Below are 13,126 nucleotides of genomic sequence, written 5' to 3'. Positions count from 1 at the left end.
ACGTCAGGTCGCCGCCGGTTCCGACACCTCCACGACCTGGGTCCCCGTCCAGGCACGCAGGCTGGGCCGGTACATATCCTCGACCGTCGCCGCCGGATGGGCGAAGACGCCGGGCGAGACGGCCCGCAACCGATAGGCGAACTGGAACCGCAGCGCCGCACCCTCGGCACGATCGATCGCGCCCACGAAGCGGTCGGCCCGGAATTCGGCGTGCCGCGCCTGCTCCTCGAACCCCAACCAGGGGATGTCCGCGACGGCACCGGCCTTGATGAGATTCGGATTGTCGATCTCGAATCCGGCGGGCAGCGGATCGTCGAGGATCAGCCGGGCCCGGCGGGCGCGATCGGCGGTGACCGTGACTACGGCGATCAGGCGCTCGCCCTGGTCGACGCCGCTGGGCTGGATGCGCCGTCCGTCGAGATCGTAATAGGCCCGCTCGATCCGATAGCCGTCGCCTCCGGCCGGCTCGGGCACCTCGGGCACCCCGGTGACGGTCACCAGCACCTCCAGGGGCTCCATGCCCGGATTCTCGATCCGCAGGGGCGCCCGGCCCAGGTCCGCATCGCTGAGACGGCGATAGAGTCCGCCCGAGCGGCGCTCGCCGTTCACCATCAGATCCGGTCCATCGGCGGCCGCGATCATGGCGTGGGCGGCCAGCAGCAGCCAGGACTGCTCCTGGGTGCTGCTGCGGCCGTCCCGGTCCCAGGCGTCCTGGATCCGCCGGGCCAGTCCCTGGCGATCGACCGCCGTGCTGCCGGTCTCGGCCACCAGGGTCAGGAGCGCGGCGCCGTCGCGCAGATGCGAGCCGTAATCGGCGCGCCAGCCACCCTCGTCCCGGCCCTGGTTCCACATCGCCAGGGCGTTGCGGAAGAGGGCGTCGGCGCGCAGCCGGTCGCCGTAGAGCGCCAGGGCCGCCCCCAGCTGGGCCTTGGCCATGGGCGTGGCGAAGGCGTCGAGCTTGGTGTCGGCGTAGTAGCGCAGATCGCCGATCGCCGCCCGGCCGTTGCGGGCCAGGACATAGAGCGCATAGGCGATCTCCTCGCCACCCTTGCTGAAATCCGGGGCGTAGGACAGGGCATTGCGCAGATTGTCCAGCGCGGTGCCGAAGGCCACCTCGGGCACCGCGTAGCCCTGCTCGCGCGCCCGGGTCAGGAAGTCCGTGACATAGGCGTCGAGCCAGGTATCGGCGCCGCTCGCGCTGCCCCAGAGCCCGAAGCCGCCGTTGCTACCCTGATTGGCGAGGATGTCGCCGATCGCCGTCCGCACCCGCTCGCCGAGCTCGGCATCGCCGCCGAGACCGACCGAGCGCGCCACATCCTCCAGATAGAGCAGCGGCAGGGTCCGGCTGGTCAGCTGTTCGGTGCAGCCATAGGGATAGCGGTCGAGCGCCATCAGCAGACCGGCCACGTCCAGACGGCCGGCCCCGCCGATCGAGACCAGCAGCGAGCCGGTGCCTGGGAGCCGGTCGGCCAGCCAGCTCGCATCCAGACGCAGCTCGGCGCCCGGGGCGAGTTCGCGGACCTGGCGGCGGCTGGTCACGGGTGCGTTGGAGCGCACCGGCACCCGGAGCCGCTTGGTCAGATCCAGACCGTCGGGCGTGCGCAGATCGATCCTGAGCCGATCGTCACCGACCGTCAGCGCCTCGATCGGCACCCGGAGCTGGAGACGGCCGCCCTCGGCCAGGGTCGCCGACTGCTCGGCCGACTCGGGCGCGATGCGGGTATGGCCGCCCTCGGTCGACACCCGCACGGAGACGTCGCCGGCCGGTCCCTCGACATGGGTCAGATTGAGCAGAAGGCGCGAGCGGTCGCCGGGCGCCAGGAAGCGCGGCAGTGCCGCCGCGACCACGACGGGATCGCGGACCAGCAGATCGGCGACCGCATGTCCCACCCCGCTCGCCGACCAGGCCATGGCCATGACCCGGATGGTGCCGTTGAAGTCGGGGATGTCGAAGGAGACGCTGGCGTGTCCCCGCTCGTCCAGCTCGACCACGCCCGAATGGAAGGCCACCAGCTCCTCGGTGGGCGGCGGCCCCTCCATCTTGAGCAGCGCCCCGTCGCCGCCCGAGCGCACCACGCCGGGCACACCCTGCATGCGATCGATCAGCTGACCGTAGAGATCCCGGATCTCCATGCCCAACCGGCGCTGGGCGAAATACCAGCCGTCGGGCGCGGGCGCCTGATAGCGGGTGAGATTGAGGATGCCGACATCGACCGCCGCGACCGTCACATAGACCCGCTCGCCGGCGGGCGCATGCGCGACCGAGACCGGGATCTCGATGGTCTGACGCGGCTTGACGGAGCCCTGGAGCTCGGGCGGCAGGTCCAGCGCGAGATCCAGCCGGCGCGGACCAGGATCCACCGTGGCCCAGGTCAGGCCGATGGCCCGCGCCGGCATGCGCCTGGCCTCGAGATCCATGGGCCGATAGAGCACGGCGGTCACGTAGGCCCCGGGCCCCCAGTCCGCCGTCACCGGCAGCTCGACCTCGGCGCCGTCCTCGGGCACCGCGACCGCGCGCATGGAGACGAGACGGTCGTCGACCACCATCACCAGCGCCAGCCCGGCGAAGCGCGGCTCCAGACGCGCCCTGACCGTCTCGCCGACGCGATAGCGCGACCGGTCGAGCGAGACCTTGAGCAGATCGGGCGTGTCCTGGGCGGCCGGCGCGACGTACCAGCCGGCCTCGAAGTCCAGGTCCACGGGCAGCGAGGATCCATTCGGGTCCTCCAGGGCCAGCCGATACGCGCCCCACTCGACCGGCGACTCGATGCGGCCCGGACTCTCAGCGTCCAGATCCAACGTCCCGCTCGCCACCCGCTGCGTGCTGGTGACGGGCTCGTAGTCCCAGGTGCCGTCGGACGCGTACCACTGGAAGCTGGTGTTCACGCGAGACAGTGTCCAGCGCACCCCGGCCAGCGCGGTCCGCTCGCCCTGCGCGTCGAGCGCAAGGATCTCGAAGCGGGCGTTGCCGCCCTCCTCCACCGAGCCGTCGAACAGCGGCTTGACGCCGATCCGTCCCCGGGTATCGGCGAGCGGCAGGGTCAGGGAGCGCTCGACCGGGCGGCCGTTGTCGTCCACCACGCGCACTTGAACGCTGGCCTGGAGCGGCTTGCTGGTCGGCGGCAGATCGGGAAAGGTCAGGGCGACCTCGGCCTTGCCGGAGTCGTCGGTCTCGGCGGCGGGTAGCGCGCCGCCGACCGGCGCGAAGGATTCGCTCTCGAGACCGAAGCGATAGCCCGCGTATCCGGCCAGGCTGTCCGTCGGCGTCACCCGGACCTCGCCCTCGACCGCCAGACCGGCCGCGGGCGCGCCATAGAGGAAGCGCGCGTCCACCGCGATGGGCGCCGGGTCGTCCGGGTCGATCGCCGCGTCCCCGCCCTCCAGGTCGAAGGTCAGTCGCTCGGGCTCGAAGTCCTCGACCAGGAAGGAGAGATCGGCCAGCGAGGACGCCTTGGGATCGCTGTAGACCGAGGCCTGCCAGGTCCCGCGCATGGCGGTACGGGTGATGGACAGATCGAGCTGATGCCCCCCCTGTCCCGCGTCCTGGGTCAGCCGGCGCAGATACTCGACCCCGTCCGGACGTCTGACCACGAAGGTGATGGGCAGATCGGGCACGGCCTTGGCCCGGGCGTCGCGGATCAGGGCGGTGAGATGCACCAGTTCGCCCGGCCGATAGGCGCCGCGCTCGCTGACCAGATAGACGTCGAGCGGCTTGGGCGGCAGGCGGCCGTCGACGCCGCGATCGGACAGATCGAAGGGCGTCTGCGTCAGATCGAGAAAGGCATAGTCGCCGCCCTCGCCCTCGGCGACCAGCAGCGCGGGGGCATTGCCGCCCGTGCCCCGCAGCAGACCCGGAGCGAATCGGGCATAACCCTGGGCGTCGGTCGTGCCTCGCCCCAGGACCTGGTTGTTGACCGCGATCAGACGGACCGCGACACCCGCGACCGGCTCGGCGCTCGACAGCGAGCGCACCAGGGCATGCAGTCCGTCGTTGCCCGAGAAGGTCGCCAGTCCCAGGTCCGTGACCACGAACCACTGGGTGGCGCGGGTATCCGAGTCGTCGGTCGCATTGTGCGCCCGGGCCGTCATGGCATAGGCGCCGGGCTCGAGATCGGCGACGACCTCGCCCACTGGAACCGCCGTCGTCACCTCGCGATTGAGCTGGGACCGCACCTCGACCCAGCCCTTCCAGACCGACTCGCCGAGCGCCTCCCGGATGCGTCCGGCACTCCATGTGTCGAGCTGTTTCCGCCAGACGCCGTCGTCCATCGCCTGGGTCAGGGCGCGGTCGCCGATGCGATAGACCTCGGCATCGATCCGATCGGTATTGACGGACACGACCGGAATGGCCGCCTCGCCGCCCTTGGGCAGGACGTAGGCGCGACCGAGGAAGCGCGCCATCGGCGAGCGGTCGCGCACATAGATGTCCAGATCGCTGCCCTTGGTCAGCACCTCGCCGTCGGCAGCGGGCAGACCCGAACGCACCTGGATCGCGTAGCGCTCGCCGTGACGCACGCCGTCGACGCACATCTGGCGATCCTCGACCTCGACCGGCAGGTCGGTGCGGTCGCGGATCCGCACGAAATCGGTCAGGTTGGCCCGGTCGCGCGCCAGGGGATCGCTGAACTGGATGCAGATGCGCGGATCGGCGGCATCCGAATCCACCTCGTGCCCCGTCACCCTGAAACCGTGCTCGGCGATCAGCTTGTCGTAATCGGCGCGCAGGGACTCGGACTCGACCAATGCCAACGAGGCGCGGGTCGCACGGATCGCTGGTCTCCAGCGTTGACGATCGGCCAGCGAGATCCCCATCCGCTGAAGCGCGTCGGCGCGCTCCTGAACGCTGTCCGAGCGCAGATAGGCATTGATGGCCGCCGCCGTCGCCTCCTTCTCGTACCGCTGACGCTCCTGCCAGCCCGACGGCGATGCCGCACCGGCTGCCTCCGAGAAGGCCATCCACAGGTCTCGGCTGGTGGCCCCGAGTCCCAGCGCGTCGGCATAGAGATCGGCCGCCCGCATCGGATTCTTGGCCGCCATGGCCGAGCGCGCCTGATCCACCAGTGTCGCGCGCGACGCCGCCTTGGGTGCGGACTGGGCGAGCGTCTCGACGAGGGCGCGCGCAGCGCTCAGCTCGCGGGGGGGGAGAAAGCCCAGCTCGGAGGCCCGGGTCGACGCCCGATCGACACTCGACATCCCGGACTCCCGAATGCGCCCCGACACGGCACCCTCGAATGGACGCGGATCCGCGAAGCTCTCCTTGAGGAAGCACCAGCCGGCCTTGGTATTGAAGGTGAATGCCTTGCAGCGCTGGTCGTCCAGACAGGCCGCCTTGCAGGCATCCAGGGTCACGCCCTTGAGCGTGGCGAAATCGCGACCGAAATAGTCCGTGCCCAGGGTCATGGTCAGCTCGCGTTCGCCAGCGAAGGCAGGATGCGGATGTCCGAGAGCCAACGACAGGACGAGAAGCAAAAAGCCGGACAGGAACGACAGACGCGCGACGGGCCAGAAACCGAGCATGGCGCTACCCCTTTGATAAAACGAACCCTTGGAGTCGAAAATACGGAAAGCCGATGATCCCACGGACCAACTCTAGTTGGTCGCCAGACGGCGGTAAAGGCGCCGAAAAATCGCGTGAATCGCTGAACTTGGGGTGGATTGGGGGCTTCAGGAGGGTGGAATGACCCGAAAGAGGCGCGTTTTTTCCCTTAACACGCAGTTTCGGTAAGGGTTAATATCGAAGCGCTTGACCTCATCGATGGTCTCGCGCGCAGTTAACCAAGGCCATCGGCCATTTACCACACTGACCCATTCAGGAGGGTTCGTCGTGTCCAACGCAGGTAAAAAACAAAGTTCGTTGATGCTCGCGCTGTTGCCATTCATCGTCCTCTACGTCTGCACAGTCGTTCTCGTCTGGCTCAGCCGAGAGGATATGGCAGGCACCGTCAAGTATTGGGAAATGTTCGTCCCCCTCGCCGCCGTCGTCGCACTCATCTCCGGCTGGGGATCGGCCTACGCGAACGGTCAGTGGCGTCTCATCTATCTCATCAAGCAGGTCATCATCTGGGGCGGCTTCATCTGGCTGCTGTCGCTGCTTCAGACCCTCGGGGCCGACACCTCGCTCGGAGCCCAGAAGACCACATTCGCACTCATGTTCCTCGTCGCCCTGTTGGCAATCGCCACGGGCCTGAACATGGATTGGAAAATGCTGCTCTTCGGCGCCTTCCTCGGCCTCTGCGGCTATCTTCTGGTCGATCCGAGCAATACCGCCATCCTTCAGCCCGTCGGCGACAGACTGGGGATCGCTGACGCCCAAACCAAGCCCTTGAGCATGATCATCGGCATCGCGGCCGCCGCGTTCGTCCTCACCGCCTTCATGCTGATCACCACCCGCGCCTCCATCGCCGCCAAGCGCCGCTCGTAAGCACCTAACGGAGGCATCGACCTTAGTTCCCGGGTCAGGACTCGTACATTCGCCTCTCCGAGGCGTCAGAGAGAGCCAAGCCCTCCGCGGCAATCGACGAAGACACGGCCCCTCTCCCAATCAGGGAGAGGGGCGAGCCCGCCGGATCCTGAACGGCGGACCATACGCCCATCCCGGGCCGACCGCGTCTCAGCCGAGAGGCATCTTCCGGCCCGACTCGTCGAGACGCACGAATGTGATACAGGTGGAGAAGATGGATTCCTCCTCGCCCGTTTCCAAGTCATCCGCGAATACCGTGACCGAATAGGTCAGCGACGTCCGTCCGCGACAGCTTTCGACCGCATCGAACCGCAGCACCGTTCCAGAGTGCACCCCGCGGTGGAATTCGACCCGATCCATGCCGACCGTCACGAACCGGCAACCCGGATTGTCCCGGCTCGCGGCGATCCAGGCGATCTCATCGACCCATTTCAACAAACAGCCACCGAACAGATGGCCATAGTGGTTCAGATGTTCAGGTCTGACGACCGTATACGTCTCCAAGTCTGAGCTCCCGATATTACAAGCGTGCCAATTGAGGACAAAATCCTCACAAAAGCGTCATTTTCATGCGCTGGATCTATATAAATGCCCTCAGTGATCAGGGTATTTTTCGCCCCCGCGATCGCAAAGACCTAAAAATCAACGAAAATAGGGGGAAACATGGCCGGAAATCCTTCGGTGGGCTGGATCGACATCCTCGTCATTCTTGCCTACCTGCTCGCCACCGGCTACCTGGGCTGGCTCGGCTATCGGGGAACACGCTCGGCGGCCGATTTTCTCGTCGGCGGACGTTCCGCACACCCGATCATCATGGCGGTTTCCTACGGGGCGACCTTCATCTCGACCGCGGCCATCGTCGGTTTCGGCGGGGTGGCCGGACTCTTCGGCATGAGCCTGCTCTGGCTCACATTCCTGAACATCGCGGTCGGCATCCTCATCGCCTTCACGCTGTTCGGAGAACCGACCCGCCGACTCGGCCACCATCTGGGCGCCCATACCTTCCCCGAGTTCCTCGGGCTGCGCTACCAGAGCCGGGCCATCCAGATCTTCGCCGGGGCGCTCATCTTTCTCTTCATGCCGCTCTATTCGGCCGCGGTCATGACCGGCGGCAGCATCTTCGCCGCCACCCAGTTCGGGATCGATTTCGAGGTCGCACTGCTGATCTTCGCGGTCATCACCGCCGCCTACGTCATCCCCGGCGGACTCAAGGCGGTCATGTACACCGACACCTTCCAGGGGTTCGTCATGGCACTCGCCATGATCTTCCTGCTCGTCTTCACCTATTCGAGCCTGGGGGGCATCACCGAGGGGCACCGCTATCTGACCGACATGGCGGACATGGTTCCCGGACCGCTCAAGGCCATGGGGCACGAGGGCTGGACCGCCATGCCGGCCTTCGGCTGGGGCGACAAATCCTACGACCTCTGGTGGATCGTCATCACCTCCATCATCCTCGGCGTCGGCATCGGCGTGCTCGCCCAGCCCCAGCTGGTGGTGCGCTTCATGACGGTGCGCAGCCGGCGCGAGCTGGACCGGGCCGTGCCGATCGGCGCCGTCTTCATCATGCTGATGACCGGCACGCCCTTCCTGGTCGGCAGTCTCTCCAACGCCTGGTTCGCCCAGAACGGTCCCATCCTGCACGGCAAGGTGGTCCAGGTCATCGACGCCGAGAAGGATCGCGCCCTGGTCGAGCTGATGAAGCAGAACGACGCGGGCGACTGGGAGCCGGTCATCAGTGCCAAGACCCAGTCTCCAGCCAAGGCTGCGCTCATCGTAACCGAGCACAGCCAGGCCCGGGACGCCTCGGGCCAGGACTTCGAGCTGGTCGGCGGCCGTTCGACCGCGGTGACCTACGTCCAAGGCGACGCCGACCGGATCATCCCCGCCTTCATCTCGGCGGCGCTGCCGCACTGGTTCGGCGTCATCTTCTTCCTCGCCCTGCTGGCGGCGGCCATGAGCACCATCTCCAGCCAGTTCCACACCATCGGAACGGCGGCCGGACGCGATCTCTACGAGCGCATCGGCGACAAGGGACAGAGCCGCGAACCCAGCCTGCTGGTCATGCGCACGGCCATCGTGCTCGGCCTGCTGATCGCGGTCACCATCAGCTACACGGTGCGCCAGGAATACGTCGTCGCCCGCTTCACCGCCATCTTCTTCGGCCTCTGCGCCGCCAGCTTCCTGCCCGCCTATATCGGCGGACTCTTCTCGCGAAGGGTGACGCGCGTCGGCGCGCTGGCCTCGATGGTCGTCGGCATGGGCGTCTCGCTGTTCTGGCTGCTGCTTGTGAAGTCCAAGGAGGCGGCCGCGATCGGATTGGTCCAGCTGGTCACGGGAGGCAAGACCAGCATCCTGGCCGACCATCCCAACTGGCCCTCGGTCGATCCGATCATCGTGGCCCTGCCGGCGGCGGCCCTGACCCTCATGCTGGTCAGTGCCTTCACCACCCCACCGGACGCGGAGCACCTGCGCCGCTGCTTCCCCGAAAAAAAACGCTGAGGAGGCCGTGAAACATGATTGGTATCGATGACCCCTTCGTGCTGATCGCCTATTTCGGCATCGTCGCGGCGACCCTGGCGAGCCTGTTCTACGGGCTGGCACGCCGCAACGCCGCGCGCGATGAGATTACCAACGAGGACCGCCAATGGGCGCTAGAAGAAAAGAAGGTAGACGATGAGCTCTAAGACAACGACATTCCTGATCGGGGGACTGACCGCAGCCCTCTGCTGCACCACGGCCGTCGCCGAAGAAACGACATCGCCATTCACCTGGGGCGGAGACGTGCGCCTGCGGCAGATCTTCGTCGACAATATCGGTCTCGACGCCGACAGCAAGACCGCCGACCGCACCTTCGAGCGGCTGCGCGCCCGTCTATGGGGCGACTATGCCTTCGACCAGAACATCTCGGTCAAGGCCCGGCTGGCCTGGGAGGGGCGGCACTACCAGTCGCCGAACCGCTCCGATTATCCGGCGCTCGAGAACTGGTACAGCGGAGGCATCTTCTTCGATCTCCTGCATCTCGACGCCAAGAACATCGCCGGACTGCCGCTCTCGGCCCGAATCGGCCGCCAGGAGATCATGATCGGCAACGGCTGGCTGATCATGGATGGAACGCCGCTCGACGGCTCCCGAACTTTCTATTTCGATGCCGCGCGCGCCACCTACACCGCCGAGGCCATCGGCACCACCTTCGATCTCATCTACATCGACCAGAACCCCGACACCGGACGCTTCCCACAGTCGCTCAACGGGGAGCTCGAGGACCAGACCGAACAGCAGGAGACCGGCGTCGTCCTCTACGCCAATAACAAGTCTCTGCTGGACGGCGACCTGGACGGCTATTTCATCTACAAGCACGACGCGCCGAACGACACGCCCGGCAACCTGCGCGTCAACAACGGCTATCCGTTCGCCTCGCCGAGCAACTCGGCCGACATCTATGCCCTCGGAGCGCGCGCCGACACCAAGCTGACCGAGAATCTCGGGCTGCGCGCCGAGTTCGTCTATGAATGGGGCACCCGCAACGACCGCGACCTCAGCGCCTTCGGACTCAACAGCCGCCTGACCTACAGCCTCAACGACCCGCTGAACAACGCGCTGCATCTGGGCTACGAGTATCTGTCGGGCGACGATCCGGACAGCGAGGACGACGAGGGGTTCGATCCGCTCTGGTCGCGCTGGCCCCAGTGGAGCGAGCTGATGATCTACCAGTGGCCGCTCGACAGCCGGGTGGGCGGCGCGACCAACCTCCATCATCTCAACGCCGGCTGGAGCGCCCAGGTGCATTCGACGACCAAGGTCTCGCTCGACTACCACGCACTCTGGGCCGCCGAGGAATATCCGAGCTACGCCTATCAGACGGCTCTGATCTCGGGCGACGGCGACTTCCGCGGCCATCTCTTCACCGGGTGGGTCCGCACCAAGTTCAACAAGAACCTTTCGGGACACCTAGTCGCCGAGTATCTGATGCCGGGCGACTATTACGCCGACAGCCGTCAGAACGACTCCTTCTTCGTTCGCATGCAGCTGAACTACAGCTGGTAGAGAAAAGCCGATCGAATGCCTGCGGGGCATTCGATCGGCTCGGGCGCGACAGTCGCCATCGAGAAAACCGAGGTTAGAATCAGAACTCGTCCCATTCGTCTTCGGCGCCGGCAGCCTGGGCCGTCTTTGGTCGTACCGGAGCAGGAACCTGTTTGACGGGCCGAGAAACCGGCTTGGGCGCGGGCCGAGCCACCGGCTTCGAGGTTGACGCGACGAGAGCCTGCGTGTCCGACCCGGCCCCCAACTGGAACAGGTTCATCGAGCGCACCAGACCATTGGTCTGCTCCTCGAGGCTCTCGGCCGCGGCCGCCGCCTGTTCCACCAGCGCGGCGTTCTGCTGCGTCATCTCGTCCATCTGACCGATCGCCTGCGCGACCTGCTCGATGCCCGTGCTCTGCTCGCGGCTCGCCGAAGAGATCTCGGTCACCAGGGTCGCCACCTGAGTCGAGCTGGTCACCACCTCCTCGATCGCCGTGCCCGCCTCGTTCACCAGGGTCGCACCCTCGTCGATCCGATTGACCGATTCGGCGATCAGATCCTTGATCTCCTTGGCCGCCGTGGCGCTGCGCTGAGCCAGACTGCGAACCTCGCCGGCGACGACCGCGAACCCTCGGCCCTGCTCGCCCGCGCGCGCGGCCTCGACCGCGGCGTTCAGCGCCAGGATATTGGTCTGGAAGGCGATACCGTCGATCACGGTGATGATGTCGGCGATCCGACGCGAGCTGTCCTGGATCTCGGTCATGGTCGAAACGACCCGGCGCACCAGATCGCCTCCGCGCGCGACACTCGCGTTCGACGACTGAGCGAGATCGTTCGCAAGGCGGGCGTTCTCGGCATTCTGCTTGACCGTCGAACTCAATTCCTCCATCGCGCTGGCCGTCTCTTCCAGACTGCTGGCCTGGGACTCGGTCCGGCTCGACAGGTCCTGATTGCCCGCCGCGATCTCCTTGGCTGCGCGATCGATCTCCTCGGTGGAGTCCATGATCTGACCCACGACCTCGCGCAGACGCGCCACCGTTCCGTTGGAATCCTTCTGCAAGCGGCCGAAGGTCCCCTGGTAATCGCCCTCGATACGCTGGGTCAGGTCGCCCTTCGCCAGGGCTTCCAGGATGCGAGAGACCTCGCCGAGCCCGACGTCGCTGATGTCCATGAGACGGTTCAGACCTTCGACCATCTCCCTGAATTCGTGCTGGAAGCGCTCGGCGTCGCCTCGGGCCTTGAAATCGCCCGCCACGGCAGCCTCCACCAATTCCTTGATCTGACCGTTGACGGCCTCGAGACTCGCCTTGACGCCATCGATCGCCTTCGTGATCTCGGCCTTGCGGCCGGGAAGCCGATCCATATCGACCGACAGATCGCCCACCGCGTAACGGCTCACGACCTCGACCACCCGCATCTTGACCGCGATGTGGGCCTTCACCAGTTCGTTGATGGAGTGCGCCATCTGGGCGTAAACGCCATGGAAACGCTCGACCGGGATCTGGTGGTCGATCATCCCCAGGTCGTGCTGCCTCGCGTTCTCCTGCTGGGCCGAAACGAACTCCTTGAGCGTCGACAGGATACGGTGCATCGCCGCCAACACGCTCTCCTTGTCGCCCGGCCGAATCTGGAAATCCACCAGTTCGCCGGCGGCCATCTTGTTGGCGATCTCCGCAGCATAGGCGGGCTCCCCGCCCAGTTGTCCCATGAGATGCCTGATCATCCAGGCCCCGATCAGGATAGCCGCGAGAAGGGTCAGTCCGGCTACCGCCGTCATGACGAAGAGTTGCCGATCCCTGATGTCCCTGGCATCGGCGGCACCCTTCTGGCCAAGCCCGATGTTGTATTCGATGAAATCGTGAATTTCCGTTTCCAACGCCTTGCCGGCCTCGTCGAAAGACAGAAAACGCTCGCGCGCCAGTCCCTTTTCATTGGAGCGCGAGGCATCCAGCACCGGAGCCTGCGCCACCTCGAACCGCCTGAAATGGGAGAGGACCTCCTCGAAGCGCCGCCGATCCTCCGCATCGACGATGGTCGGCTCGTAGGCATCGAACGCGGCTTGAATGTCCTGCTCGGCGCCAGCGATGGAACGGTCAATATCGGCGATTTCCGCCGCGCTTTCTGCGACGAAGACATGTCGCATGGTTCTGATACGCTCGCGTTCTATCCCAACGATCAGTTCGTTCAATGCCGTCAAGGCCGGTACCGTATTGTCGTTCGCGAAGTTGGCGGCCGCATAGACGCGTGCGATCTGGTAGACACCGATACCGGCGACCACAAGCAAACCGAATGCCATGGCTGCCACCAGCATCGTCAGACGTTGCTTCACAGACATCGATTTCAACGACATGGGCGATTTCATCCAGTGTTATTGGTTGATTCCGTAAGACAGGGGAAGCAGTGGCGACAGATGGCAACCCTTCACGCCCTACACCCTCTCGTGCCGAGGACGATCCGGCATCCACGGCGCGAACGCTTTGCCCGCCCCCTGGATCGAGGCGACGTCAAATGTCCCGACAGAGATCGGATCCCTGCTCGGGCGCTATCCCCGGCGGGCCCCTTGACGCTGGCTCCTCACAATCGGACACGGATTCGATCGATAATCGTACGACCGTCGGCATGATCGCTCACACACGGATC

Annotated in this window: 7 protein-coding genes; 4 read left to right on the top strand and 3 right to left on the bottom strand. The window is 65.9% G+C overall.

The genetic code is table 11. The annotated features are described in order from the left end of the window. Nucleotides 1-3: 3 nt before the first annotated feature. Nucleotides 4-5,517, bottom strand: a complete 5,514-nt coding sequence (locus D779_RS08565; protein ID WP_043752509.1) for an alpha-2-macroglobulin family protein — start codon at nt 5,515-5,517, stop codon at nt 4-6. 238 nt (nt 5,518-5,755) lie between these two features. Between D779_RS08565 and D779_RS08560 the strand changes: the two genes are divergently transcribed. Then, nucleotides 5,756-6,421 (top strand): hypothetical protein, encoded by a 666-nt coding sequence (locus D779_RS08560; protein WP_232424126.1) that lies wholly within the window; start codon nt 5,756-5,758, stop codon nt 6,419-6,421. A 189-nt stretch (nt 6,422-6,610) separates the two neighbouring features. On the opposite strand, the gene D779_RS08555 is transcribed toward D779_RS08560, so the two are convergent. Continuing rightward, nucleotides 6,611-6,964 (bottom strand): acyl-CoA thioesterase, encoded by a 354-nt coding sequence (locus D779_RS08555; protein WP_043752503.1) that lies wholly within the window; start codon nt 6,962-6,964, stop codon nt 6,611-6,613. 159 nt (nt 6,965-7,123) lie between these two features. Here D779_RS08555 and D779_RS08550 point away from each other — a divergent pair, with 159 nt between their 5' ends. From D779_RS08550 to D779_RS08545, 3 genes are read left to right on the top strand one after another with little or no spacing between them, the layout of a single operon-like run. Continuing rightward, nucleotides 7,124-8,962 carry a sodium:solute symporter family protein gene (locus tag D779_RS08550; RefSeq protein ID WP_043752500.1) on the top strand — a complete coding sequence of 613 codons (1,839 nt, stop codon included), beginning with the start codon at nt 7,124-7,126 and terminating at the stop codon, nt 8,960-8,962. A gap of 14 nt (nt 8,963-8,976) precedes the next feature. Continuing rightward, nucleotides 8,977-9,147 (top strand): symporter small accessory protein, encoded by a 171-nt coding sequence (locus tag D779_RS22620; protein ID WP_198295691.1) that lies wholly within the window; start codon nt 8,977-8,979, stop codon nt 9,145-9,147. Further along, entirely contained in the window at nt 9,137-10,507 is a 1,371-nt protein-coding gene (locus tag D779_RS08545) for an alginate export family protein (RefSeq protein ID WP_043752497.1), read from the top strand. Before D779_RS22620 ends, D779_RS08545 begins: the two co-directional genes overlap by 11 nt. Nucleotides 10,508-10,586: 79 nt before the next feature. Here D779_RS08545 and D779_RS08540 read toward each other — a convergent pair whose 3' ends face one another. Beyond that, nucleotides 10,587-12,821: a methyl-accepting chemotaxis protein gene (locus D779_RS08540; RefSeq protein WP_198295690.1), complete on the bottom strand. Its 2,235-nt coding sequence runs from the start codon at nt 12,819-12,821 to the stop codon at nt 10,587-10,589. Nucleotides 12,822-13,126 lie beyond the last annotated feature (305 nt).

Source organism: Imhoffiella purpurea (assembly GCF_000585215.1).
GTDB lineage: Bacteria > Pseudomonadota > Gammaproteobacteria > Chromatiales > Chromatiaceae > Imhoffiella > Imhoffiella purpurea.
Note: the sequence above shows the minus strand (reverse complement) of the source record. Positions and strands in the feature narration are given on the sequence as shown.

Excerpts from the sequence above, each read along its gene's own strand:
- D779_RS08565 (WP_043752509.1), bottom strand. The coding sequence starts at position 5,517 with ATGCTCGGTTTCTGGCCCGTCGCGCGTCTGTCGTTCCTGTCCGGCTTT.
- D779_RS08560 (WP_232424126.1), top strand. The coding sequence starts at position 5,756 with ATGGTCTCGCGCGCAGTTAACCAAGGCCATCGGCCATTTACCACACTG.
- D779_RS08550 (WP_043752500.1), top strand. The coding sequence starts at position 7,124 with ATGGCCGGAAATCCTTCGGTGGGCTGGATCGACATCCTCGTCATTCTT.
- D779_RS22620 (WP_198295691.1), top strand. The coding sequence starts at position 8,977 with ATGATTGGTATCGATGACCCCTTCGTGCTGATCGCCTATTTCGGCATC.
- D779_RS08545 (WP_043752497.1), top strand. The coding sequence starts at position 9,137 with ATGAGCTCTAAGACAACGACATTCCTGATCGGGGGACTGACCGCAGCC.
- D779_RS08540 (WP_198295690.1), bottom strand. The coding sequence starts at position 12,821 with ATGTCTGTGAAGCAACGTCTGACGATGCTGGTGGCAGCCATGGCATTC.